The 22,660-nt window shown below is 68.6% G+C and carries 23 protein-coding genes and 2 tRNA genes; 11 read left to right on the forward strand and 14 right to left on the reverse strand.

Annotation, left to right across the window (positions count from 1 at the left end):
• Window positions 1–27: 27 nt before the first annotated feature.
• Window positions 28–1,254 (forward strand): hypothetical protein, encoded by a 1,227-nt coding sequence (locus PVT71_RS07860; protein ID WP_353471242.1) that lies wholly within the window; start codon window positions 28–30, stop codon window positions 1,252–1,254.
• 267 nt (window positions 1,255–1,521) lie between these two features.
• Window positions 1,522–2,430, forward strand: coding sequence for an autotransporter domain-containing protein (locus PVT71_RS07865; RefSeq protein ID WP_353471243.1), 909 nt, complete (start codon window positions 1,522–1,524; stop codon window positions 2,428–2,430).
• A gap of 18 nt (window positions 2,431–2,448) precedes the next feature.
• Here PVT71_RS07865 and PVT71_RS07870 read toward each other — a convergent pair whose 3' ends face one another.
• Genes PVT71_RS07870 through PVT71_RS07880 form a run of 3 tightly spaced genes read right to left on the reverse strand, consistent with a single transcriptional unit; the run spans window position 2,449 to window position 3,984 of the window.
• On the reverse strand, window positions 2,449–3,333 hold the full coding sequence (locus PVT71_RS07870; protein ID WP_353471244.1) for a PhzF family phenazine biosynthesis protein: 885 nt from the start codon (window positions 3,331–3,333) through the stop codon (window positions 2,449–2,451).
• Between the two features lie 9 nt (window positions 3,334–3,342).
• Window positions 3,343–3,570 carry a DUF1150 family protein gene (locus PVT71_RS07875; protein ID WP_353471245.1) on the reverse strand — a complete coding sequence of 76 codons (228 nt, stop codon included), beginning with the start codon at window positions 3,568–3,570 and terminating at the stop codon, window positions 3,343–3,345.
• Window positions 3,571–3,573: 3 nt separating this feature from the next.
• Window positions 3,574–3,984, reverse strand: coding sequence for an Hsp20 family protein (locus PVT71_RS07880; protein WP_353471246.1), 411 nt, complete (start codon window positions 3,982–3,984; stop codon window positions 3,574–3,576).
• 159 nt (window positions 3,985–4,143) lie between these two features.
• Between PVT71_RS07880 and PVT71_RS07885 the strand changes: the two genes are divergently transcribed.
• The 4 genes from PVT71_RS07885 to PVT71_RS07900 all read left to right on the forward strand — a co-directional run bounded on the left by PVT71_RS07885 (window position 4,144) and on the right by PVT71_RS07900 (window position 6,715).
• Window positions 4,144–4,368, forward strand: a complete 225-nt coding sequence (locus PVT71_RS07885) for a DUF465 domain-containing protein (RefSeq protein WP_353471247.1) — start codon at window positions 4,144–4,146, stop codon at window positions 4,366–4,368.
• 250 nt (window positions 4,369–4,618) lie between these two features.
• Window positions 4,619–5,434, forward strand: coding sequence for a pyrroline-5-carboxylate reductase (gene proC, locus PVT71_RS07890; protein WP_353471248.1), 816 nt, complete (start codon window positions 4,619–4,621; stop codon window positions 5,432–5,434).
• Window positions 5,427–5,765: a tRNA-binding protein gene (locus tag PVT71_RS07895; RefSeq protein ID WP_353471249.1), complete on the forward strand. Its 339-nt coding sequence runs from the start codon at window positions 5,427–5,429 to the stop codon at window positions 5,763–5,765. The genes proC and PVT71_RS07895 overlap by 8 nt, the downstream gene beginning before the upstream one ends.
• Window positions 5,762–6,715, forward strand: a complete 954-nt coding sequence (locus tag PVT71_RS07900; protein WP_353471250.1) for a D-glycerate dehydrogenase — start codon at window positions 5,762–5,764, stop codon at window positions 6,713–6,715. The genes PVT71_RS07895 and PVT71_RS07900 overlap by 4 nt, the downstream gene beginning before the upstream one ends.
• A 31-nt stretch (window positions 6,716–6,746) precedes the next feature.
• Here PVT71_RS07900 and PVT71_RS07905 read toward each other — a convergent pair whose 3' ends face one another.
• On the reverse strand, window positions 6,747–7,340 hold the full coding sequence (locus PVT71_RS07905; RefSeq protein WP_353471251.1) for a thymidine kinase: 594 nt from the start codon (window positions 7,338–7,340) through the stop codon (window positions 6,747–6,749).
• Between the two features lie 268 nt (window positions 7,341–7,608).
• Between PVT71_RS07905 and PVT71_RS07910 the strand changes: the two genes are divergently transcribed.
• Complete coding sequence (locus PVT71_RS07910) at window positions 7,609–8,418, forward strand: autoinducer binding domain-containing protein (RefSeq protein ID WP_353471252.1); 810 nt, start codon at window positions 7,609–7,611, stop codon at window positions 8,416–8,418.
• A 414-nt stretch (window positions 8,419–8,832) separates the two neighbouring features.
• On the opposite strand, the gene rimO is transcribed toward PVT71_RS07910, so the two are convergent.
• From rimO to PVT71_RS07925, 3 genes are all read right to left on the reverse strand, one after another.
• Complete coding sequence (gene rimO, locus PVT71_RS07915) at window positions 8,833–10,206, reverse strand: 30S ribosomal protein S12 methylthiotransferase RimO (RefSeq protein WP_353471253.1); 1,374 nt, start codon at window positions 10,204–10,206, stop codon at window positions 8,833–8,835.
• 204 nt (window positions 10,207–10,410) lie between these two features.
• Window positions 10,411–12,192, reverse strand: coding sequence for an SLC13 family permease (locus PVT71_RS07920; RefSeq protein ID WP_353471254.1), 1,782 nt, complete (start codon window positions 12,190–12,192; stop codon window positions 10,411–10,413).
• Window positions 12,193–12,348: 156 nt separating this feature from the next.
• Window positions 12,349–12,954, reverse strand: a complete 606-nt coding sequence (locus PVT71_RS07925; RefSeq protein ID WP_353471255.1) for a GcrA family cell cycle regulator — start codon at window positions 12,952–12,954, stop codon at window positions 12,349–12,351.
• Between the two features lie 123 nt (window positions 12,955–13,077).
• Here PVT71_RS07925 and PVT71_RS07930 point away from each other — a divergent pair, with 123 nt between their 5' ends.
• Complete coding sequence (locus PVT71_RS07930; protein ID WP_353471256.1) at window positions 13,078–13,887, forward strand: ABC transporter permease; 810 nt, start codon at window positions 13,078–13,080, stop codon at window positions 13,885–13,887.
• A gap of 57 nt (window positions 13,888–13,944) precedes the next feature.
• Here PVT71_RS07930 and PVT71_RS07935 read toward each other — a convergent pair whose 3' ends face one another.
• Genes PVT71_RS07935 through dapF form a run of 4 tightly spaced genes read right to left on the reverse strand, consistent with a single transcriptional unit; the run spans window position 13,945 to window position 17,379 of the window.
• Window positions 13,945–14,649, reverse strand: a complete 705-nt coding sequence (locus PVT71_RS07935) for a CDP-alcohol phosphatidyltransferase family protein (protein ID WP_353471257.1) — start codon at window positions 14,647–14,649, stop codon at window positions 13,945–13,947.
• Between the two features lie 39 nt (window positions 14,650–14,688).
• Window positions 14,689–15,315, reverse strand: coding sequence for an FMN-binding negative transcriptional regulator (locus PVT71_RS07940; protein WP_353471258.1), 627 nt, complete (start codon window positions 15,313–15,315; stop codon window positions 14,689–14,691).
• 4 nt (window positions 15,316–15,319) lie between these two features.
• Window positions 15,320–16,582 carry a tRNA (N(6)-L-threonylcarbamoyladenosine(37)-C(2))-methylthiotransferase MtaB gene (gene mtaB, locus PVT71_RS07945; protein ID WP_353471259.1) on the reverse strand — a complete coding sequence of 421 codons (1,263 nt, stop codon included), beginning with the start codon at window positions 16,580–16,582 and terminating at the stop codon, window positions 15,320–15,322.
• Window positions 16,579–17,379, reverse strand: coding sequence for a diaminopimelate epimerase (gene dapF / locus PVT71_RS07950; protein WP_353471260.1), 801 nt, complete (start codon window positions 17,377–17,379; stop codon window positions 16,579–16,581). Before dapF ends, mtaB begins: the two co-directional genes overlap by 4 nt.
• A 211-nt stretch (window positions 17,380–17,590) precedes the next feature.
• On the opposite strand from dapF, the gene PVT71_RS07955 reads away from it, so the two are divergent.
• Window positions 17,591–17,666: transfer RNA gene (locus PVT71_RS07955), tRNA-Lys, on the forward strand.
• Window positions 17,667–17,689: 23 nt separating this feature from the next.
• Window positions 17,690–17,765, forward strand: a tRNA-Lys gene (locus PVT71_RS07960).
• A gap of 241 nt (window positions 17,766–18,006) precedes the next feature.
• Here PVT71_RS07960 and PVT71_RS07965 read toward each other — a convergent pair.
• From PVT71_RS07965 to PVT71_RS07975, 3 genes are read right to left on the reverse strand one after another with little or no spacing between them, the layout of a single operon-like run.
• Entirely contained in the window at window positions 18,007–19,488 is a 1,482-nt protein-coding gene (locus tag PVT71_RS07965) for an O-antigen ligase family protein (RefSeq protein ID WP_353471261.1), read from the reverse strand.
• Window positions 19,485–19,691 (reverse strand): hypothetical protein, encoded by a 207-nt coding sequence (locus PVT71_RS07970; RefSeq protein ID WP_353471262.1) that lies wholly within the window; start codon window positions 19,689–19,691, stop codon window positions 19,485–19,487. Before PVT71_RS07970 ends, PVT71_RS07965 begins: the two co-directional genes overlap by 4 nt.
• A complete protein-coding gene (locus PVT71_RS07975; protein WP_353471263.1) occupies window positions 19,688–21,133 on the reverse strand; it encodes a lipopolysaccharide biosynthesis protein in 1,446 nt (481 codons plus the stop codon). The genes PVT71_RS07970 and PVT71_RS07975 overlap by 4 nt, the downstream gene beginning before the upstream one ends.
• Before the next feature lie 324 nt (window positions 21,134–21,457).
• On the opposite strand from PVT71_RS07975, the gene PVT71_RS07980 reads away from it, so the two are divergent.
• On the forward strand, window positions 21,458–22,624 hold the full coding sequence (locus tag PVT71_RS07980; RefSeq protein ID WP_353471264.1) for a hypothetical protein: 1,167 nt from the start codon (window positions 21,458–21,460) through the stop codon (window positions 22,622–22,624).
• Window positions 22,625–22,660 lie beyond the last annotated feature (36 nt).

The following is a 22,660-nucleotide window of genomic DNA, read 5'->3' on the forward strand; positions in this document are numbered from 1 at the left end:
GAGTCGCATCCGGGGCATGCCAACGGGATGAATTTCAACCAGTTCGCGAACCTGTTGCCGAGGATCGGCGATGGCGCGCACCATGGCCGGGGGCCCTTCTGGAGTGACTGGCTCGACGGGCTGGATCCGCACCGCTTCCAGTTGAATCTGCGGGGGATCGATTTCGTCGATGCGGATGCGGAGGGTGCCGAGACGACGCGCAATATCGACGCATTCCTGCAAAAGGCGCTGGAGCAGACCGACGCCGGCACGCTTGCCTCCCTCCTGACGGTCGACGGATCGAAGGAAAAGGCATTCCTCGTGATCTGGGAATATCTCGACGACGGTTATGTCGGCGAGGGGTATTACGCGCCGGTGAACGAGAATTTCATCCGCCTCGGCGTCGAATATGCCTCCTACCTCGCGGAGGGCGGCGCTTCGCTCACTGACGCGATCGCCAAATTCACGCCGGACGATGGGGATGCAAATGACACGCCCGAGCGCCTGCAATCGGTGCATGACAACCTGCTCGGGAACCTGTCGCTCTCGGCGATTGAGTCGCGTTTCGGTGCCGGCACCGCCGAGGCGATCGCGCTGATCGCGCTGGTCGAGGAGGTGAACCCGGACCTGCTGGAGCGGCCCTACTATTCCGGCAACGAGGGAGCGGGGGCTGCCCATGACGCCGTGCGCGCCTTCGACTACGATCAGGGCTACGCGCGCAGCGACTACATCGAGACGCATTTCGGCGCGGTGGATGCCCGCGCCACCGAGGGCGGTCTCGGCACCGAGATGATCTTCGGCGATGGCAACTCGGCGGATGGCTACGCGGTCACCCGCCACGAGGGGGCGGGGGTCGAGCTTGCGCTGAAGGTGAAGCTGCGCGGCGTCGGGGACTACGACGACAGCCACGTGTCCTATGCCGAGGATGGCAGCGCCACCTTCACCGTCGAGGCCGGGCCCGCCTCGACCGACCGCATGGCCTGGAACGTCGACTGGGCCGCGACGGTCACCGAGGCCGGTGATGACGACAGCTTCGAGTTCCGGTTGCTGCTCGACGTGGACGGGAGCGAGGCGGAGCAGTTCGTCGATCTCGCCGCCGCGACGGGCAACGAATACGGCACCGCGCCGAGCCTGCAGAACTCGTGGAACTACGGGTTCTTCGACGACGCGCTCTTCGACACCACCGAGGCGGAAGGCCACTACACGGTCCGCCTCGAGGCCTGGGACGACGGCGCGCTGATCGCCTCGCAGACCATCTACATCGACGCGGTCTGACGCGTCGAATGGGGGCGGCGGGCAGGGTCCGCCGCCCCACGCTGCCGCCCGCGGCGCAAGCCCTGCGGTAACGCTGCGTCTCTCTCGCAGAATTGAGCCTCCCGACAACCCAAGGGGGTTTGATGGACCGGCGCGCGGCGCATAGGTTTTCAGGAAACAAACCACGAGGTTCGACACCTTCGCCCCGGCGCCGCTACGCGGCGGTTCCCGGTCCCGACACTGACGCCCTGAGCGATGTCTCCCTGACCCCTCTTTGCGGAGGTAGCCATGAAGACCGCACGCCTGATGCGCATGTTCGCGCTCCTGTCCTGTCTGCTGCCCGCGGCCGTGCCGCTGGCAGCGGACGAGCTGCGCTCGGCCTATCGCAGCAGCGTGGCGACCACGCTCAGCGCCTCGGTCGGGGCCTTCGACAGCGTGCTTGGGCAGGCGCTGAGCGGCTACGGCAAGGTGCGGCTCAACGGCAAGGGCGTGTTCCTGGCGACCAAGGCCTCGGCGGGGGCGCCGCGCATGTGGTGGGCGCTCGAGGCGCGCGAGTACCACGGCAGCGTCGAGGGCCGGAAATTCGACATGCTGCTCGGCATCGAGCGGCCCCTGGGCGAGCGATCGCGGCTCGGCTTCGCCACCGGCTACGGGGTTGCGGACCTCGACACCGGGCGGGACATCCGCACGCAGACCTTCAGCTTCGCCCCCTACATGGAGACCCCGCTGACCGAGAATATCGGGCTCAAGGCCTGGGCGGCGCTGGCGCGGCCGGACTACCGGCTCGGCGACTCGCCGCGTTCGGCCTGGCGCACGGCGGCGGGGCTCAATGCCAGCGGCGCCTACGAGCTGCGCAGGATGAATCTCTCGGGGGCGGCGGGGCTCTCGATGTCGCAGCAGACCAGCAGCGGCGTCGGCGATCTGTCGAGCTGGCAGGTGGGCAAGCTCACAGCGACGCTGCGCACCCGCGCGACGCTCCGGCTCGAGCGCAATTTCCGGCCCTATTTCGAGCTCGGCTACAGCTACGGCGCCTGGGTCAACGCAGGAAGTTCCGGCGATTACGAGACGCCGAGCCTGAAGACCGGGCTCAGCTGGACGCACAAGAAGCGCAGCTTCACCCTCTCGCTCAACGGCACGCAGGTGTTCGACCCGGTGCAGCCGCTGGTGCTCAGCACCAATTACAGCATCCGTTTCTGAGCGATGGCCGCAGGGGGCTCAGAGCAGGATGTCGCCCGAGATCAGCACATGCGCCTGGCCCGCGACGCGTACGCCGGTGATCGCCTCGGGCGGGCCGAGGACCTCGACCTGCGCCTGCCCGGGGCGGCCCATGCCGTGGCCCTGCTCGGCGGTGAAGGCGGGGCGGTCGATCAGCCCCTTCGACCAGAGGTAGGCGGCCATGGCACCCGTGGCCGAGCCGGTGAAGGGATCCTCGGGCGGGTTCGGCGGCGGCAGCAGGAGGCGGGCAAAGGTGTCGCCCGCGGCGGTCGCGCCCTCGAGCGTGACGAGGAAGGGCTCGGCCAGCATCGCATCGCCCTTGCCGAGCGCGGCGTGCAGGCGGCTCAGCGCCTCGGGGTCGAGCTGGGCGCGCTCCAGCGCCGCCCGGTCCTTCAGCACGGTGACGCAGCAGGGCAGGCCGGTCGAGACGAGCTGCGGCTGGCCAAGAATGTCGGAGGGCGCGAGCGAGACCGCATCGGCCACCAGCGCCTTGTCCGGGCAGGTGCCGAACTCGGGGGCCTTCTGCGTCATCACGATGCGCGGCGGGCTCACCGAGCGGTCGATCTCGATGGGAACGATCCCGGCCAGCGTCTCCAGCGTCAGGTGATCCCCGCTGACCAGCCCGCGGTGCAGCAGGGCGGCGACGGTGGCGACGGTGGGGTGTCCGGCAAAGGGGATCTCGCGGCTGGCGAGGAAGTAGCGCACCCGCAGGTCGGCGACCTCGGAGGGGCCGGTGAAGGTGCATTCGACCAGCGAGGTCTCGCGCACGACGCGCAGGCAGGTCTGATCGTCCAGCGCCGCGCCGCCGTGCAGGACGGCGCAGCCGTTGCCGCCGAAGGGCCGGTCGGTGAAGGCGTCGACCCAGTCGAGCGGCAGCGAGGTCACGGCGCGCCCCTAGTGGACGGTCACGGGGGCGAGGTCGTTCTGCCGGGCCAGCGCGAAGGCAAGCCCGCGGTCACGCACCAGCGCGAGCCGCTCGCCGTCGGCGCGGTGCACCGCGTAGAGGCGCGTCTGGCCGCCGACCTGGTCCTGCACGTCCTTCGGAAGGTCGCTCACCTCGACCGAACGGACATAGACGATGCGCTCGGCGTCGAACTCGGGGAAATCGTACTTCGTGTTCATGGCTCAACCCTTTCTGATGTTGATGGTCTGCACCACCGTCTCGGGACGGGACATGGTCAGGTCCACGTGCAGCAGACCGTTCTCCATGACCGCTTCCCCCACCTCGACCCCATCGGCCAGCACGAAGCTGCGCTGGAACTGCCGCGCCGCGATGCCGCGGTGCAGGAAGATCCGGTCGGACCCGTCGTCGCGCTGCCGGCCGCGGATCACCAGCTGGCGGTCCTCGACGGTGATGGCGAGATCGTCCTCCGAGAAGCCGGCCACGGCGAGCGTGATCCGGTAGGAGTGATCCGACGTCTGTTCGATGTTGAAGGGGGGGTATCCCTCGCTCGACTTGGCGGTGCGCTCGAGCAGGCGCTCGAGCTGCTCGAAGCCGAGCATGTGCGGATAGGAACCCAGGGTCAGTTTGCTCATGACATGTCCTTGACAGGGAAGCGACCGTCCGCCGGGCCCCGGAAGCGGCAGCCCGACAAGGGGGAATATGGGAAGGCCGGAGAGGCAGCGCAAGGGCTTTGCGGGCGCGGCAAGAGTTGATATCCTGATGCTTCCCGTGAGGCCTGAGGACATAAACCCATGAATGCGCCACAAGACATCTCGATGAAGACGGAAGAGGTGTTGCGTGTGGAGCTCGAGGTCTTCAAGCGCGAGCACCGCGATCTCGACGAGGCGATCCGCGCCCTGCAGGACCGCGGGACCGCCGACCAGCTGACCCTGCAGCGGCTGAAGAAGAAGAAGCTCTTCCTCAAGGACAAGATCGCGATGATCGAGGATCGGCTGACCCCGGACATCATCGCCTGACACGGCGCGCAGCCGCGCCCGGCGGAGGCTCTCTCCGGCGGGTCCGGGCTGCCCGGCTGTCCGGCTTTCGATCGGTCCATGCGGCCCTTGGGTCAACCGTCCGTGCTCCAGCCTGCGAAACCGGCCTTCCGCGGGAAATCGTCCTTGCAATGAGGAAGAAGCGTTCCGCTTTTCCGTCGATCGGCGCGGGCCGTTGCACGATCCGGATCGCGCGCGTATCACTGCCGCGACGTCGACAGGAGGGATCGTCATGAAGGACGGTGAGCTGGCGCAGCGCGGCCTCGTGCTGCTGGGATGCGGGAAGATGGGATCGGCCATGCTGGAGGGCTGGCTGGGACGGGGGCTGCCGCCTGCCTCGGTCTGGGTCAACGACCCGCACCCCTCGGAGTGGCTGAAGGCGCAGGGCGTGCACCTCAACGAGGTCCTCCCCGAGAGCCCGGCGATCGTGCTCATCGCGGTGAAGCCGCAGATGATGGCCGATGCGCTGCCGGTGCTGGCAAGCTACGGCAATGCCGACACGCTCTTCCTGTCGGTGGCCGCAGGCGTGACCATCGCCACCTACGAGCAGATGCTGGGCGAGCGGACCCCGATCATCCGCGCCATGCCCAACACCCCCGCCGCGGTGGGGCAGGGCATCACCGCCGTCATCGGCAACGCGAACGCCGGCGAGGCCAACCTCGCGATGGCCGAGGAACTGCTCTCGGCAGTCGGCCAGGTCGTGCGGCTCGAGGCCGAGGCCCAGATGGACGCGGTGACCGGGCTCAGCGGCTCGGGCCCGGCCTATGTCTTCCACCTGATCGAATGCCTTGCGAAGGCGGGCGAGGCCGAGGGGCTGGCGCCCGAGCTTGCCATGCAGCTGGCCAAGGCCACCGTCGCGGGTGCCGGCGCGCTGGCGATGCAGGCCGCCGAGGACCCGGCGCAGCTGCGCCGGAACGTCACCTCTCCCAACGGCACGACGCAGGCCGGGCTCGAGGTGCTGATGGACGAGGACAAGGGCCTGCCGCCGCTGGTCCGCGCCACCGTCGCCGCTGCCGTGCGCCGCTCGGAAGAACTGGCGAATGGCTGAGATCAGCTACGACGACTTCCTGAAGGTCGACATCCGCGCGGGTCGCGTGACCCGCGCGGAGCCTTTCCCCGAGGCGCGCAAGCCCGCCATCAAGCTCTGGATCGATTTCGGCCCCGAGCTCGGCGAGAAGCGCAGCTCGGCGCAGATCACCGTGCATTACGCGCCCGAGGCGCTGGTCGGTCAACAGGTCATGGCGGTGGTCAATTTCCCGCCGCGGCAGATCGGCCCCTTCATGTCCGAGGTCCTCGTTCTAGGTTTCTCCGACGAGACCGGGGCGATCGTGCTCGCGACGCCCGACAAGACCGTGCCGCTGGGAGGACGCCTGCATTGACCAAGATCCTGATCGCCCGAAACCTGCCCGAGAGCGTCGTCGCCGAGGCGCGCGCCGCCTTCGACGTCACCTACCGCGACCGTCCCGACCCGATGAGCCGCGAGGAGATGCTTGCCTCGCTGTCGGACTATGACGGCGTGCTGATGACGCTGGGCGACCAGTACAACGCCGAGCTCTTTGCCGCCGCGGGCGTGCCGCGCGCGCGGATCCTCGCCAACTTCGGGGTGGGGTTCAATCACATCGACGTCGAGGTGGCGCGGCATGCCGGGCTCACCGTCACCAACACGCCGGGGGCCGTCACCGACGCCACCGCCGACATCGCCATGACGCTGATCCTGATGTCCTGCCGCCGCGCCGGCGAGGGCGAGCGCCTTGTCCGCGCCGGCAGCTGGCAGGGCTGGCACCCGGTGCAGATGCTGGGCCTGCATGTCACCGGCAAGACCGTCGGCATCCTCGGCATGGGCCGCATCGGGCAGGCCATCGCGCGGCGCTGCCATTACGGCTTCGGCATGGACGTGGCCTACATGAGCCGGTCCGAGAAGGCGCTGGATCACCCGGCGACGCGCTACGACACACCCGAGGAACTCGCGGCCAATGTCGACATCCTCGTCACCGCGCTGCCGGGCGGGGCGGTCACGCGCCACACGGTGAACGCAGGCGTGCTGGCGGCGATGCGGCCGCACGCGCATTTCGTCAACATCGCCCGCGGCGACGTGGTCGACGAGGCGGCGCTGATCGAAGCACTGCAGGAGCGGCGCATCGCCGGGGCCGGGCTCGACGTCTACGAGCACGAGCCGGTGGTCCCCGAGGCGCTTCGCCTGCTCGACAACGTGGTGCTGCTGCCGCATCTCGGCACCGCGGCGCTGGAAGTGCGCGAGGACATGGGCCGCATGGCGGTGGCGAACCTGCGCGCCTTCTTCGCCGGCGAGCCGGTGCCGAACCCGGTCTGACCTGCTGGCCCCGGGCGCGCGCCGCCCGGGCTCAGCCTTCGGCGGGCGTGTCGCCGGTCGCCGCGCGCCAGTGCTTGCGGCAGAGCGAGACATAGGTCTCGTTGCCGCCGATCTGCACCTGCGCGCCGTCGGTCAGCGCCTTGCCCGAGCCATCCTGCCGGATCACCATCGTCGCCTTGCGACCGCAGTGGCAGATGGTGCGCACTTCGCGCAGCGAATCCGCCAGCGCCAGCAGCGCCGCCGAGCCGGGGAAGAGCTGGCCGCGGAAATCCACCCGCAGCCCGTAGGCCATGACCGGCAGGCCAAGGTCGTCCACCACCCGCGCCAGCTGCCAGACCTGCGCCTCGGTGAGGAACTGCGCCTCGTCGATGAAGACGCAGGCGAGCGTAGTCTTCGCATGGGCCGCGGCGAGGATCGCGAAGAGATCGTCCTCGGCGCCGAAGGTCTCGGCCTCCTGCCCGAGCCCGATGCGCGAGCCGATGCGGCCGAGCCCGGCGCGCGTGTCGAGCCGCGCGGTCAGCAGGAAGACCTCCATGCCCCGTTCGCGATAGTTGTGCGCCGCCTGCAGCAGCAGGGTCGATTTGCCGGCGTTCATGGTGGAGTAGTGGAAATGCAGCTTGGCCATGCCGCTGTCCTGCCGCAGCCGCGCCCGGCGTGCAAGCCTGACCCGGCGGGGGGCCGGGTATCTGAATCAAATTTGCCAAATCACGGATCCTGACCGATCATGGGGCGGTGTCCTGTGTCTGGAACGGGAGGGGGAGCGATGAGGCGGGCGGAACGACAAGGCCGCGCGCGGCAAGGCCGGGGACGCCGCGCCGGGAGCCAGAGGGGGGAACGCCCTGTCTGATCCGTCGCAGGTCCGCCGCGCCCCGCAGATCGCGGCGACGCGCCACGTGCCGGAGCTGCTGCAATGGTTCCTTGCCGAGCTCGAGGCGACGCGCGCCTCGGAAGAGGTGTGGCGCCTGCTGGTCCGGCTCGGGCGCAGGCTCGAGTTGCCCTGCGTCGATTTCGTCATCGCCAGCGGCCCCGAGGGGCCCCAGCGCGCGCTGATCCAGCGGGCCTCCTACGACACCGGCTGGCTCGCCGCGCTCGATCCTTCGCTGGCGACCGGACGCTGGAGCTACCTGCGCGGCCATTCCGCCGGGCACCTCACGCCGATCGCCGTGGGGATCGAATTCCTCGACGAGTACCATCCGCTTCCCGAGGGCCGCGTCGAGCTTCTGCGCGAAGCGGCCCGGCACGGCCTGCGCGCGGGCTTCTCGATCCCGCTGCGCCAGACCGCGCCGCCGCGGTTTGGACAGCTGAGCTTTGCCGGCGACCATGGCCGGCGCGAGATGCTGGCGATCATCCATGCTCATGGCTGGGTGCTGAACGTGGCGGCGCTGACCGGGCACCAGCGCTTCCTCGGCTTCTACGCGCAGGAATTCCCCGACCGGCAACAGATCACCGGCAAGCAGCGCGAACTGCTGGCGATGATCGGCGCGGGGCTGAAGGACAAGCAGATCGCCGAGCGCCTCGGCATCTCGGTCTCGGCGGTGCGCCAGCGGCTGCAGGCGCTCTGCGAGCGGACGGGGAAGGTCTCGCGCGCGGAACTCGCGGCGCTGGCCATGTCGCTGGGGGTGCTGCCGGACCCGCTGCTGCCGCACGGTCCCGCGGCGCGGGCGGAGGCCGCGAAGGGCGCGCCCGGGCAATCGCTGTTCTGAGCGGCGGTGCCGCCGGGCTGGACCGGGCAGGACCGGGCAAAGCCGGGCAAAAAAAGATGCTCCCGGACGTCCGGGAGCATCGATGCGATTAGAAATCCACAGGCAGAGTCACTTTCTCCGAAGAGCCAAGGATCTTATGCGCATGTCAGGTGAATTTCCGTTCGGCGAAATATGCCTTCCCCCTCTGCGCGGCGATGCCGCTGGAACTCGAAACAGGCTGAGCCCCCTCCGCATCGGCCCAATGTCGCGAGTATAGCACGGATCACCCCGCCGCGCGCCGGAGCCGTGGCGTCGCCGCGCCCCGCGCTGCGGCGCAGCGGATCTCGTTTGTGTCAGAACCTGTCAGAATCGACAGTCTCCCCGCGGGCCGCGCGGCGATGCGCGCGACTCGCGGCGGGACTTGACGGGCAGCGGTCAGGCCTTGTCGACCAGCCGCCCCCAGAGGTCGTACTCGCCGGCCTCGTCCACTTCGACCGTGACCATGTCTCCGGGCTTCAGGTGCTCGAAACCCTCGTCGATGAAGAGGTTGCCGTCGATTTCGGGCGCGTCGGCCTTGGTGCGGCAGGTGGCGGCTTCGCCATCGACCTCGTCGACCAGCACCTGCATGCGGGTGCCGACCTTGGCCTCGAGCTTGGCCTCGGAGATGGCCTGCGCCTTCTCCATGAACCGCTCCCAGCGCTCCTGCTTCACCTCTTCCGGCACGTGGTCCGGCAGGGCGTTCGAGCGGGCGCCGTCGACGTTCTCGTACTTGAAGCAGCCGACCCGGTCGAGCTGCGCCTCGTCCATCCAGTCGAGCAGCGTCTGGAATTCTTCCTCGGTCTCGCCGGGATAGCCGACGATGAAGGTCGAGCGCAGCACGATCTCGGGGCAGTCGGCGCGCCAGGCGGCGATCTCGTCGAGCGTGCGGGCGGCGGCGGCGGGGCGCGCCATGCGCTTCAGCGTCTCGGGATGGGCGTGCTGGAAGGGGATGTCGAGATAGGGCAGGACCAGCCCCTCGGCCATCATCGGGATCATCTCGCGCACGTGCGGGTAGGGGTAGACATAATGCATCCGCACCCAGGCGCCGAGCTGGCCGAGCTCGCGCGACAGCGACAGGATCGGGAACTTCTCGTCCCGGTCCTTCCAGTCGGTGCCATAGGCCGAGGTGTCCTGCGAGATCACCAGGAGCTCCTTCACTCCCGCCTCGACCAGCTTCTCGGCCTCGCGGAGGACCGCGCGCTGCGGGCGCGAGCTCAGCAACCCGCGCATGTCGGGGATGATGCAGAACTTGCACTTGTGGTTACAGCCCTCGGAGATCTTGAGGTAGCTGTAATGGCGCGGCGTGAGCTTGACGCCCGAGGCCGGCAGCAGGTCTACGAAGGGATCGGGCGACGGCGGCACGGCGCCATGCACCGCGTCGAGCACCTGCTCGTACTGGTGCGGGCCGGTGACCGCGAGCACCTTGGGGTGCACGCCGGTGATGTACTCGGGCTCGGCGCCGAGGCAGCCGGTGACGATGACCCGGCCGTTCTCCTTCAGCGCCTCGCCGATCGCCTCGAGGCTCTCGGCCTTGGCGCTGTCGAGGAAACCGCAGGTGTTGACGATCACCGCGTCGGCGCCGGAATAGTCGGCGGAGATGCCGTAGCCCTCGGCGCGCAGCCGGGTGAGGATGCGCTCGCTGTCGACCAGCGCCTTCGGGCAGCCAAGCGAGACCATGCCGATGGTCGGCTGGCCGTCGCGGCGGGTTTCCGTGACGCGGGCGCGGGCAAGGTCGGGGCGAAGATCGGGCGGATTCTGCATGGGCGGCATATACGCGCTCTGCCCGGCTGCGAAAAGGGCGCTTGCGCGGGGTGCGTCAATCGGGGCCGCCGCGCCCGTGGCACCGGTCCGGCAGGCGTATTTGGAAAGAGAAGAAGCCGCCGGGCGCGCATGGAACTTCTTCTCTTTTCAAATACGCAGGGGGTGAGGCGCGCAGCGCCGAGGGGGCATCGCCCCCTCTTTCTTGGCGTCGCCTCAGCCGAAAAGCCAGAGGATCCCCGCGCAGGCGGCCAGCGCCGCCACGAGGTTCATCGCGAGGCCGATCTTCAGGAAGTCGGAGAATCGGTAGTTCCCGGCGCCGTAGACCAGCGTGTTGGTCTGGTAGCCGATCGGCGTCGCGAAACTTGCCGAGGCGCCGAACATCACCGCCATGGTCAGCGCGCGCGGATCGAGCCCGGTGCCCTCGGCGAGGCCTATGGCGATCGGGGTGAAGACCACGGCCACGGCGTTGTTGGTCACCGTCTCGGTCAGCGCCGAGGCCAGCAGGTAGACCGACAGCAGCGCGAGGAAGGGCGGCAGCCCCGAGATCGGCGGCGAGAGCCAGCTTACGAGGAGGTCCATCGCGCCGGTGTTCTGCAGCCCGAGTCCGACCACCAGCATGGCGAAGATCAGCACCAGCACCGAGCCGTCGACCGCGCCCCAGGCCTCGTCCGCGTCGATGCAGCGCAGCACGAGGATCACCGCCACCGCGAGGATCGAGAGCGTGGCGATGTCCATCAGCCCGAAGGCGGCCAGCGCGACCACCGCCGCCAGCGCGGCGAGCACCAGCGGCGCGCGGCCGCGGCGGAAGGCGCGGCCGGTGGGGCGGCTCACCGAGACCAGCTGCGCCTCGTCCTCGAGCGTCTGGAAGGCGGAGGCGGGCCCCTCGAGCAGGAGCTTGTCCGCGGGGCGCAGCCGTACCGAGCCGAGGTCGGGGCCGGGGTTGTGCTCGTGCCGGTGGGCGCCCAGCACCCGCACGCCATAGCGGCGCCCGAGCGACATGCTGCGCAGGCTGCGCCCGAGCGAGGACTTGCGCGGCGAGACCACCACCTCGACCGTCACCAGCTCTCCCTCGGGCGGCTCGCCGCGGCGCAGCCCGATCTTCAGCCCCGGGTCGTCGTGCAGGGTCAGCAGTTCGGAGGTGGGGGCGCGCAGGATCACCGTGTCGCCCTTTTCCAGCACCTGCTCGTCGAAGGGTGCGGGCAGGGCGCTGCCCTTGCGCCGGAGCCCGGTCACCCGCAGCCCGCTGCGGTTCAGCGGCGCGACCTCGGCGAGCGGTTTGCCGGCGTGGGTGTCGTCGGCCAGCATCGCCTCCGACAGGAAGGTGGTCTCGCCCAGCATCTGCGCGGGGTCGCTGGCCTCGCGGTCGGGCAGCAGCAGCGGTCCGAGCAGGGCCAGCGTCGCGCCCCCCGCCAGCGCGACCAGCAGGCCGACCGGGGTGATCTCGAAGATGCCGAACGGGTCCAGCCCCTGGTCGCGGGCGACACCGTCGACCAGCAGGTTGGTCGAGGTGCCGATGAGCGTGCAGGTGCCGCCGAGGATGGCGACGTAGCTGAGCGGGATCAGCAGCCGCGTCGGCGCCATGCCGAGCGCGGCGGCGAGGCGGATCACCACCGGGATCAGCACCAGCACCACCGGCGTGTTGTTGACGAAGCCCGAGGCCAGCAGGGTCACCCCCATGATCACCGCGAGCGCGATGCCCGGCCGCGCCTGCGCCTGGCCGATCACCAGGTCCGAAACCGCCTCGAGCACCCCGGTGCGCACCAGCGCGCCCGAGAGCACGAACATCGCGGCGATGGTCAGCGGCGCGGGGTTGGAGAAGACCGACAGCAGCTCGTCCGGGCCGACGTAGCCGAGCGCCACGAAGAGCGCGGCAAGCCCGGCGGCGGGCACCTCGGGCGGGTAGAGCTCGAGCATGAAGAGCACGAAGAGGCCGACGATCAGCCCGAGCGCGATCAGCGCGTCATGCTCCGCGACCAGGGAGAGGAAGTCTGTCATGGCGCCCCACTCTTGCGTCGGTCCCAACGCTGGAGGGCGGGGGCGGGTTGCGCAACCCTCTGCATTTTCCGCGCAAAATCGGCTGGCGGCATCCCGCGCAACGAAAAACCGCCCGGGCCGGGGGCGCGGGCGGTTCGATCCTTCGGTGGGCCGGGCTCAGCGGCGGCGGTCGCGGCGCGAGGACATCGGCTGGAAGGCCACGCCCACATGCGCCTCGCAATAGGGTTTGCCCTGCTGCACCGGCAGGCCGCAGAACCAGAAGTCCTCGGTCGCCGGGTCGCCCACCGGCCACTTGCAGGTGCGCTCGGTGAGATCCATCAGCGTCAGCTTCTTGGCCTTCTTCTCGATCTCGGAGACCTTGGCCAGCGCCTCGGGGCTGATCTCGTTGGCCGAGGGCTGCGGCGGCAGCGGCTGGCCGGCCGGCACGATCGGCTTGCGCGACGGCCCGAGCGGGGCGGGGCGCGTCTCGACCGATGTGGCGGCCTCGCGCACGGGCTCGGGGGTGGCCGCCGGCTCTGCCTTGGGCGCGGGCTTGGCCTTGGCCTCCTTCGCGGCGGGCTTGGCTTCCTTGACCGGGGCCGCCGGGGCGGCAGGGGCCGCGCCGCCCGCCGGGGCGGTGCGGTTCGACAGGCCGAGCCGGTGGACCTTGCCAATCACCGCGTTGCGGGTGACGCCGCCAAGTTCCTTGGCGATCTGGCTGGCCGACTGGCCCTCGGCCCACATCTTCTTGAGAAGCTCGACGCGCTCATCCGTCCAGGACATGTCCGATCCTTGCTTGAGAAAAAGCGGCCCGAGATGCGGGGCCGCCTGAAAATTCCATCAGGGGGCCTATTGTAGTCATCAGTGGCCGAGTTACAAGCCGGACCCAGACGGAAAGGAGCCCATATGGACCGCCAACTACGCTTTGAGCCCGGTGCGCGACGCTTCGGCGCGGTGAACTGGCTTGGCCTCGCGACGCTTTGCCGGCGCGAAACGCAGCGGTTTCTCGCCGTATGGACCCAGACGCTGCTGGCGCCGCTGGTCACCGCGGGGCTCTTCCTCGTGATCTTCACCATTGCGATAGGCCCGAGCCGGGGCGACGTAATGGGCGTGCCCTTCACCCGCTTCATCGCGCCGGGCATCCTGATGATGACGGTGATCCAGAACGCCTTTGCCAACACCTCCTCGTCGATCGTCATCTCGAAAGTGCAGGGCAACATCGTCGACACGCTGATGCCGCCGCTGGCACCCTTCGAGCTGGTGATCGGCTACCTCGCCGGCGGGATTGCGCGCGGGCTGGTCGTGGCCTGCGCGATCCTTTTGGGGCTCTGGGCGACCACCGGGCTCGTGCCGGCGCATCCGCTGATCGTACTGGGCTTCGTCTTCCTCGGCGGTGCCTTCCTGTCGGCGGTGGGCATCGTCGCGGGGCTTTTCGCCAACAAGTTCGACCAGATGGCGGCGATCACCAATTTCATCGTGACGCCGCTCGCCTTCCTGTCGGGCACCTTCTACTCGGTCGAGGCGCTGCCGCGCGGGCTCTACGAGGTCACCCATTTCAACCCGGTCTTCTACCTGATCGACGGGGCGCGCTACGGCGTTCTGGGGGTGTCGGACGCAAGCCCGGTGCTGGGGGCGGCCGTGGCGATCTTCGCGACGCTGGTGGTCTCGCTGATGGCCTGGGGCCTCTTCCGCACTGGCTGGCGGCTCAAGGCCTGAGACGGCGGAGGAGGGGGCCTTGCGCCCCCTCGGAATGTCTGGGCCGGGAAGTCGCGCTCAGGCGCGCCGGGGGAAGACCTGCGGGAACATCTGCTGCGCGATACCGGCGAAGAGCAGGTAGAGCGAGGTCAGCACGAGACCCCAGTGCGCCCAGCTCTGCGGGTGGAAATCGACCCAGGCCGCCCAGCCGGCGAAGAAGGTCCAGGCCAGCGCGATCGGCAGCGACAGCACCCGCCAGCGCTCGGTGCGCACCGGGTGGATGAATTTCAGCGGCAGGAACATCGCCACGGCGAGCAGCGTCACCAGCGTCAGGATCACCCAGAAGTTCGGCTGCAGCGCGAAGAGAACCAGCACCAGCATGTTCCAGCAGCCCGGGAAGCCGTGGAAGGAATTGTCCGAGGTCTTCATCCGGCTGTCGGCGAAATACATCGCCGAGGCGAAGGTGATGATGATGATCGCGATCCAGCCGGTCCAGCCGGGCAGCAACCCCGAGTGGAAGAGCGCGAAGGCCGGGATGAACACGTAGGTCAGGTAGTCGATGATCAGGTCGAGCAGCACCCCGTCGAAGCGCGGCGCGTTGGACTTCACGTCGTACTTGCGGGCGAGCGGGCCGTCGACGCCATCGACGAAGAAGGCCACGACGAGCCAGAGGAACATGATCGACCACTCTTCCTGCGCGGCGGCAAGCATGGCGAGCATGGCGAAGACCGCGCCGGTGGCGGTCAGCAGGTGAACGATGAGAGCGCGGGTTTTCAGGGTCATGCAGCGTGACATGACGGATCTGCGCGCGCCTTGCAATCGTCACGCCCCGTCGCGCGGCGGATCCTTCATGAGCGTGGCGAGCATGTCGAGCTCCTGGCCGAAGCCGGTCCCAAGTTCCGCCGCGGCGGCGGTGCGCATCTCGTCCGTCTTGTTCTGCGAGAGCTTCCAGGTGCTGTCGATCTCGTCGATGTGCAGGCGGAAGGGCAGGATCATGCGCTGCAGCTTCGCGCGCACCTCCGGGTCCATCTTCTCCATGGTCCAGGGGTGCTTGGGCGCGAGCCGGGCCTCGAAGGCGGCGCTCTGCGCGGCGAGGAGCGGGTCGATCTCTTCGGGCGGCAGCGGCTCGAGCCTGCCGATCAGATGCACGGCGACGTAGTTCCACGTCGGCACCTGGCCGGGATCGCCGTACCAGTCGGGCGAGACGTAGCCGTCGGGGCCGCTCACCGCGAGCCTTGCCGCGATTCCCTCGCGCGCGGCGCGGCAGATCGGGTTCGAGCGCACGAGGTGCAGGTCCGCGTGTGAGGCATCCTGCGACAGCAGGAACGGCACGTGCGACAGGAGCGGCGCGCCCTCGGTGCTGATCGCCAGCGTGCCGAAGGCCCGGTCGCGCACCAGCGCGAGGCTCTGCGCCTCCTCTGTGCGGCGGAAGATCGGGTTCGGGTGCACCGGGTCAGGCCGCCGTCAGCTGCGTGCCGCGGATGCCGGTGATCGTCGCGGTGACGATCGCACCTTCCGTCTGCGGCGCGTCGAAGAGCACCTCGGTGAACTGCTCGGTGCGGCCCATCTCGGGGCTTTCCATCAGGATCTGGTGCGTGCGGCCCGGCTGCGCGGCGAGGTGGCGCGCGACGGCGGCATCCCCGGCGGCACGGAGCCGCGCGGCGCGTTCCTTGATGACGTTGCCGTTCACCTTGCTCGGGATGCGCGCGGCGGGGGTGCCGGGGCGCGACGAGTAGGGGAAGACGTGCAGCCAGGTGAGGTCGCACTCCTCGACCAGCTTCAGCGAGTTGGCGAAATGCTCCTCGGTCTCGGTCGGGAAGCCGGCGATGATGTCGGCGCCGAAGGTCATCTCGGGGCGCAGGCGGCGCGCCTCTTCGCAGAAGCGGATGGCGTCGTCGCGCAGGTGGCGGCGCTTCATCCGCTTGAGGATGAGATCATCGCCGTGCTGCAGCGACAGGTGCAGGTGCGGCATGAGGCGCGGCTCGGTGGCGATGGCCTGCATCAGGTTCTCGTCCGCCTCGATGGAATCGATCGACGAGATGCGCAGGCGCGGCAGGTCGGGGATCAGGCGCAGGATGCGCATGACGAGATCGCCGAGCCGCGGCGTGCCGGGCAGGTCGGCACCCCAGGAGGTGAGGTCCACCCCGGTCAGCACCACCTCGTTGTAGCCCTGCTGCACCAGCCGCTTGATCTGGTCGACGACCACGCCGGCGGGAACCGAGCGCGAGTTGCCGCGGCCGTAGGGGATGATGCAGAAGGTGCAGCGGTGATCGCAGCCGTTCTGCACCTGCACGTAGGCGCGGCTGCGGGTGCCGAAGCCGTCGATCAGGTGGCCCGCGGTCTCGGTCACCGACATGATGTCGTTGACCATGACGCGCTCGGTCTCGCCGATGAAATCGGTCGAGAGGCGGGACCAGGTCTCGGGCGCCATCTTCTCGGTGTTGCCGACGACGGCGTCGACCTCGGCCATCTGGGCAAAGCTCTCGGGGTCGATCTGCGCGGCGCAGCCGGTGACGATGACCTTGGCGTCGGGGTTCTCGCGGCGCAGGCGGCGGATTTCCTGCCGCGCCTTGCGCACGGCCTCGGAGGTCACGGCGCAGGTGTTCACGATCACCGCGTTTTCCATGCCGGCCTGCGCGGCGAGATCCTTCATCGCCTCGGTTTCGTAGGCGTTGAGGCGGCAGCCGAGCGTGGTGAACTTGGGCGGGTTGGTCATGACACCAGCTCCAGCCAGTCATGGGTGAAATGCCCGTCGAAGACATGGGCGGTGGGGCCGGTCATCCAGACGCCATCCTCGCGCCAGTCGACCTGCAGCGTGCCGCCGTCGAGCTCGATGGTGACCTTGCGCCCGGTGAGGCCGCGGCGCGCCGCGGCGACGGCGGTGGCGCAGGACGACGAGCCCGAGGCCAGCGTGAGCCCTGCACCGCGCTCCCAGACGCGCATCCGCAGGCGGTCGGGGCCGATGAGGCTCGCCACCTGCACGTTGGTGCGCTGCGGGTAGAGCGGGTGATGCTCGTGCGCCGGGCCGAAGGTCAGGATGTCCACCGCCTCGGCATCCTCGACGAAGAAGGTGCAATGCGGGTTGCCCATGCCGGTGGCGGTGGGCGCGCCCGGGATCGGCAGTTCCAGCGTGTCCAACTCGGAGGCGAGCGGGATCTCGTGCCACGCGAGCTGCGGCTCGCCCATGTTGACCGAGGTGAGCCCGTCCCCGGCGTCGCGCGCCAGCAGCGTGCCGCGCTCGGTGGTGAGGGTCAGGTCGGTCCTGCCGGTCTCGTCCATCAGGAAGCGCGCGATGCAGCGCGTGGCGTTGCCGCAGGCGCCGGCGGTCGAGCCGTCGGCGTTGTAGAAGGTCAGGTGCGCATCGCCGCTGCCCTGCTCGATGATCGCCAGCTGGTCGAATCCGACGCCGCGGTGGCGGTCGGCGATGGCCATGGCAAGGGCAGGGGTCATGGCGATGGAGCGCGCACGCGCGTCCAGCACGACGAAGTCGTTTCCGAGCCCGTGCATCTTCATGAAGGGCAGAGTGTTTGTGCGCGCGTGTTTCATCCGGGCGCATATACGCCTGTTGACGGGACGTTTCCAGCCTGTGCAGCGGAGGGCTGCCTTGCCTCCGGCGCATGCGTTGCGGGAGCGGCGGGAAAGCGGCGGCAGACAAGTTCCCGGATTTTTCATTTTTCCGCTTGACCCCCCCCGCCACAATTCCTAGAAGCCGCCCACACACAGTGGGCCGTTAGCTCAGTTGGTAGAGCAACTGACTTTTAATCAGTGGGTCGCAGGTTCGAATCCTGCACGGCTCACCACTGTGTTAAAGTCCCGATAGAGTGGGCCGTTAGCTCAGTTGGTAGAGCAACTGACTTTTAATCAGTGGGTCGCAGGTTCGAATCCTGCACGGCTCACCACTCTGGCAGATTTCCACGACATACCAGTGCCTTGGCGCCCAGGCGGCACCGCCTCACGGCGGGCTGTCGCGTGGCCGATGGCCTTGCGCCTAAGGCGATTCCCCGGCTGCAGGGCCGGGCGTCCCGGCAGTGGGACGGGTGGCGACTCGAAATGGACGGGATTGCACATTGCACGCGCCCGCGCGGCGGATGGGCCGTGCGGGGCGCGCCTTCGCGGGTCGCGGAGCTGCGGGAGAATCGGTCAGTCCGGCTCGGGCGGAAGCGGCTCGCCCGCGCGGCTCGACCGGAACTGCAGGACAGGGTGATCGGCGTAGATGCAGCGCGTGATCATGTAGGCCTCGCTGGCGAGGGACACCACGTACCACAGGAATCGGGGAATCGAATCCTGCAGGAAGGTCATCGCGGCGAGGTAGCCGACGAAGGCGCCGCAGAAGGCCACCAATCGCCTTGCCATCAGGTCATCCCCGACGCTGCGCGCGACCGCCGCCCCCCTCAGGAAGCTCACCGCGCCAAAGGCCGCCATGCCGAGGAAGATCAGCAGTCCGAAGAGCCCCTGCTCGGTGAGGAACTCGAGGTAGAGACTGTGAGTCGCGCGCCCCTCGCCGCGGAAGATCAGCCCGTCCTCCAGCGCGCCGTTCTGGTAATACGCCTTGAAGTTGCCAAGCCCGACCCCGAACCAGGGATTGTCGTTGAAGAGGTTGTAGGCGACGGTCCAGCTCGCCAGCCGGCCCTCGGTGCTGGTGTCCTGCGCCTCGCCGGCGGCGGCGGTGCTGAAGATGCTGCTGAACCGGTCGATCAGCTTGTCGCTGGCAAAGGCGCCGGCCAGCACGACCACGATCGCGCCGATCGCGGCGGCGGCGAGGAACTGCTTGCGGGTGAAGCTCGTGCTGAGCACGACCAGCCCCAGCGCCAGCCCGATCAGCGCGCCGCGCGACTGCGTGGCGAGCAGACCGGCGATGAGCGCGCCCGAGACGAGGGTCCAGAGCGCGATCTTCAGCGGCCCCTGCGCGTTCAGAAGGTGGAAGAGCCCCAGCGGCACGGTGAACACCACGATGGCGGCGAAGAAGTTCGGGTCGAGTAGCATCCCCGAGAAGCGGTTCGAGCTCTCGGTGAGGCGCGAGAAGCCGTAGAAGCCGCTCGGCGAGGGGCCGACGACAAGCTGGTAGAGCCCGAGCGCGCATATGAGCGCGATCGGCAGGATGGCCGCCAGCGCGACCGTCTCGAAGCCGCGCTTGTGATTCATGAAGGCCAGCGCGAGAATCGCCACGGCGGCCTCCTTCAGGAAGTCGATCGAAAGCTCGACGCTGGTCTCCCAGCGCAGCGCGTAGGTGGCGCTGAACAGCTTGATCGCGAACATGATCGACAGGCAGCAGATCGCGACGCGGGGCACGTAGGGCAGCTCGCGGTAGATCGCGTAGCGCGCGGTGATCAGCACGAAGAGCCCCGGCGCGGTGATCTTGGCCAGCGAGGGCAGGTCGAAGAACTCGATCAGGTTGTCCGAGGTGTTCGACATGATCATTGCGATGAGCCCGGCCAGCGCGATCATCGGGAAACGGATGCCGACGGCGAAGATGAGCAGGGCGACGGGCGCGATCATCATCAGCGTGAGCGAGCGATCCGCGAGGATGACGGTGAGCCCGAGCGCCAGCAGCCCGCCCAGCACCACGCCGAGCCAGCCGCGCCAGTCGAAGCCCTTGGAGGGGGAGACTGCGACGTCGCTCATTCCGGCCTCCGCGCTCTGCCGCGGTCGGCGCCGCGGTCCGCAACGAAGGCGCCGCGCAGCCGGCGGGCCCCGCTGACAAGGTCATGCGTCGCCTTGTGCAGCGGCACCCAGCCGGTCTGGTCGCGGCGGGAGCTGCCGGGACGCGTGCTGGCGAAGGCGGGCGGCGCCTGCACCGCGGCGGCGGGGTCTCTGGGCGGGGTCATGCGCGCCTCCGCTTCAGGATGAACTTCTGCCCGGCGCTGAAGGCCTGCGGCAGCACCAGGCGCAGGGCGATGAGATAGACCGAGGTGAAGGTCGCCGCGCCGGAAAGCAGGCGCATCAGTTCCGAGCCGGTGTGCCAGTGCAGGATCAGCAGGGTGGCGAGCGAGGCGGCCCCGGCGCAGATCAGCGCCGGGCGCAGCGCCTCGAACACCTTGCCGGCGCTGACGTCCATCACCCGCTTGGTGGCGAGGTAGGTCGGGAAGAACCGCACGAAGCCCAGCACCAGCTGCGCCGCCGCGACGGCGGTGATGCCGAAGGGGATCGCCGCGGCCAGCAGGATCACGAAGACCGGCAGGTTGAACAGCGCGACGCGGAACATCAGGTCGGTGCGGCTCACCGCCTTGAGCAGTCCGCCCGGCACCATGTTGAGCGTGCTGACGGCGAGGGCGGCGGCGATGAACTGCATCGGCGCGACCATGTCGTACCACTTCTCGGTGTAGAGCACGTGCACCGTCGGCTCGGCGAGCACGGCAATGGCGGCACCGACGCCGAACATCAGCAGCGCGCAGTAGCGCAGCGACTGGTAGTAGTATTTCGCAAGCTGCGAGGGGTCGGTCTGCATCTTCGACATCACCGGGTGCAGCACCGTGCCCGCCACCGAGGTGAAGCTCTTGATCGCGAGTTCGGGGATTCGGTAGGCGATGGCGTAGATCCCCAGCGCCGCCGGCCCGAGGAACTTGCCGACGAGCAGGTTGTCGAGCAGCCGGGGCGTCGAGTTGATCGTCTCGGCGCCGATCAGGAACGACCCGTAGCCCATCACGTAGCGCACTGTCGGCCAGTCGGGCAGCGCGCTGGGCTTCCAGGGGCGCATCCAGAAGGTCGTCAGCGTCGCCACGGCGGTGCCGGCGACATAGCCGATGACCAGCGCCCAGACCCCGTAGCCCATCATCGCGAGGACGATCGACACGACGCCCTTGACGATGCCCTGCGCCACGTCGGGGATGAGCTTCTTGCGCAGGCTGAGCTCGCGGTAGAGCAGGCTGATGTGCACCGAACTTGCCGCCCGGATCACCAGCACGAGGCAGACCGTGCCGAGAAGCGGCGTCAGCTCGGGCGACTCGAAGATCCGCGATATGGTGCCTGCCGACAGCCAGAGCAGCAGGGCCATCAGCCCCGAGCTCAGCATGGCGCAGAAGAAGACGGCGTTGGCCGTTTCCTCCTGCCGGTCCTTTACCGAGATCAGCGCGGCACCGAGCCCGAACTTCGAGACGATCTCGAAATAGCCCATGATCGCGAGGCAGATCGCCATCAGGCCGAACTCGCCGGGATCGACGTAGCGCGTGATGATGATGACGGCGACGAAGTTGAGAAGCTTGGTGGAGGTGAAGGAGAGGTAGGCCCAGAAGAGGTTCTTGGACGTAGCCTTGCCGGGGGAGAATGCCATGCAGCGAATCCTCGGAAACATGAGGAGCGGAAAAGAAAAATCCAGCCGTAAAAATGCGGGGCCGGGTGCGAGAATCGTGGTCAGTCTACGGGTATCGGGCCCCGGCACAAAGCCTTAAACCGCTTCGGACGGGGGCTGTGCCCAAGATTGCCGCGTTCGCATCCGCCGCGTGCTCACTTCCCCGCGAGTTCCCGCGGAGCGCGCCGGAATTGTTGCCGCAGGGCAGCGTGGGTGCTACAGTTCCCCTTCGAAAGCATAAGAATTCGAACTTTTTCAATTTCTTTTTTTACCGACGCCTCATGGTGTCCATGGATTGGTTAGACCGTGAAACGCATCATTCTTGCTATTGTCGTGTTCGGCGCTGTTCTCACGCCCATGCTCTTCGCCATCAAGCAGTCGCATCCCGTATACGAAGCGCGGTCGCTGGTCTCCTTCGCGCTCGGGCGCGAATATGTCTACGTGCCCGATCCGAGCCTTACCGACATCCGCGCGCCCAACGCCGGGGATTTCCAGGGCTTCGTGAACGCCGAGATGCTGCTTCTGGACAACCCCAAGCTGGTGCGCCGCGCGATCGAGAAGGTCGGGCTCGGGCGGGTCTATCCCGACATGCCCGACACCGAGGATGGCCTGATCGGCGCCACGATCCGGCTGGACGAGAACACCATGGTCGAGCTGATCACCGGATCCTACGTGGTGAAGATCTCGGTCTTCCACACCAACCCGGTGATCGCGGCGGAACTGGTCAACGCGCTGGTCGAGGCCTTCCTCGACAACCGGCGCGTCATGTACACCGAGCGCGAGATCACCACGATCACCGCGCGCCTCGACAAGGCGCAGCAGGAGGCCGAGGAGATCGACGCGTCGCTCACCCAGCTGCTCGGCGGGCCGGATGCCACCGGGCTGCAGATCGAGTACGAGAACGCGGTGCGTGACGAGGTGGCGCTCGCCGCCGAGCTGCGCGAGGCGCGGCTGAACCTGATCTCGCTTCAACAGCGCAAGGTGTCCTTCGAAAGCCGGCTCGGCTTCGAGACCGAGGCGCAGGCCACCGGCGCCGACATCGAGGAGGCGCAGTCCCGCATCGGCTATCTCGAGGAAGAGCAGAGCGCGACCCACGCCCATATCTCCGACCTTTCCGAGGTCATGCCGCGGGCCCGCCTGCTGCAGGCGCGCCAGCAGGCGCAGACCGAGCGCATCGCCGAGCTCGACCTGCGGCTGCGGGATGCGCGGGCGGTCGAGGTCTCGGGCTTCGACAACGTGCGGGTGATCGAGGAGGGCACGCCGCCGATCGACCCGGTGAGCATGTCGCGGCGCACGCAATTCGCCATCGCCATCATCGTGGCCGCCATTGCCGCCTTCGCCGCCTTCATGATCGCGGTCCTGCTGGGATCGCGGCCGAGACGGGCTCGGGACGAGGACCTGCTTGCGCCCGGCGTGACGGTGATGAAGCAGACGCCGCGCGGCGACGATCGTCAGGCGCATCTGGCGCGCTGAACAGGATGCGCGCGGCTTGCGGGCCGCGCGCATGGC

Source organism: Salipiger sp. H15 (genome assembly GCF_040409955.1).
Taxonomy (GTDB): domain Bacteria; phylum Pseudomonadota; class Alphaproteobacteria; order Rhodobacterales; family Rhodobacteraceae; genus Salipiger.

What these genes read in the sequence shown, in the direction of transcription:
- PVT71_RS07970 (WP_353471262.1), bottom strand. Translation starts at nt 19,691, where the DNA reads ATGACCCCGCCCAGAGACCCCGCCGCCGCGGTGCAGGCGCCGCCCGCC.
- dapF (WP_353471260.1), bottom strand. Translation starts at nt 17,379, where the DNA reads ATGAAGATGCACGGGCTCGGAAACGACTTCGTCGTGCTGGACGCGCGT.
- PVT71_RS07920 (WP_353471254.1), bottom strand. Translation starts at nt 12,192, where the DNA reads ATGACAGACTTCCTCTCCCTGGTCGCGGAGCATGACGCGCTGATCGCG.
- mtaB (WP_353471259.1), bottom strand. Translation starts at nt 16,582, where the DNA reads ATGACCAACCCGCCCAAGTTCACCACGCTCGGCTGCCGCCTCAACGCC.
- PVT71_RS07895 (WP_353471249.1), top strand. Translation starts at nt 5,427, where the DNA reads ATGGCTGAGATCAGCTACGACGACTTCCTGAAGGTCGACATCCGCGCG.
- PVT71_RS07975 (WP_353471263.1), bottom strand. Translation starts at nt 21,133, where the DNA reads ATGGCATTCTCCCCCGGCAAGGCTACGTCCAAGAACCTCTTCTGGGCC.
- PVT71_RS07930 (WP_353471256.1), top strand. Translation starts at nt 13,078, where the DNA reads ATGGACCGCCAACTACGCTTTGAGCCCGGTGCGCGACGCTTCGGCGCG.
- PVT71_RS07880 (WP_353471246.1), bottom strand. Translation starts at nt 3,984, where the DNA reads ATGAGCAAACTGACCCTGGGTTCCTATCCGCACATGCTCGGCTTCGAG.
- PVT71_RS07875 (WP_353471245.1), bottom strand. Translation starts at nt 3,570, where the DNA reads ATGAACACGAAGTACGATTTCCCCGAGTTCGACGCCGAGCGCATCGTC.
- proC (WP_353471248.1), top strand. Translation starts at nt 4,619, where the DNA reads ATGAAGGACGGTGAGCTGGCGCAGCGCGGCCTCGTGCTGCTGGGATGC.
- rimO (WP_353471253.1), bottom strand. Translation starts at nt 10,206, where the DNA reads ATGCCGCCCATGCAGAATCCGCCCGATCTTCGCCCCGACCTTGCCCGC.
- PVT71_RS07925 (WP_353471255.1), bottom strand. Translation starts at nt 12,954, where the DNA reads ATGTCCTGGACGGATGAGCGCGTCGAGCTTCTCAAGAAGATGTGGGCC.
- PVT71_RS07860 (WP_353471242.1), top strand. Translation starts at nt 28, where the DNA reads ATGAATTTCAACCAGTTCGCGAACCTGTTGCCGAGGATCGGCGATGGC.
- PVT71_RS07885 (WP_353471247.1), top strand. Translation starts at nt 4,144, where the DNA reads ATGAATGCGCCACAAGACATCTCGATGAAGACGGAAGAGGTGTTGCGT.
- PVT71_RS07965 (WP_353471261.1), bottom strand. Translation starts at nt 19,488, where the DNA reads ATGAGCGACGTCGCAGTCTCCCCCTCCAAGGGCTTCGACTGGCGCGGC.
- PVT71_RS07905 (WP_353471251.1), bottom strand. Translation starts at nt 7,340, where the DNA reads ATGGCCAAGCTGCATTTCCACTACTCCACCATGAACGCCGGCAAATCG.
- PVT71_RS07935 (WP_353471257.1), bottom strand. Translation starts at nt 14,649, where the DNA reads ATGACCCTGAAAACCCGCGCTCTCATCGTTCACCTGCTGACCGCCACC.
- PVT71_RS07865 (WP_353471243.1), top strand. Translation starts at nt 1,522, where the DNA reads ATGAAGACCGCACGCCTGATGCGCATGTTCGCGCTCCTGTCCTGTCTG.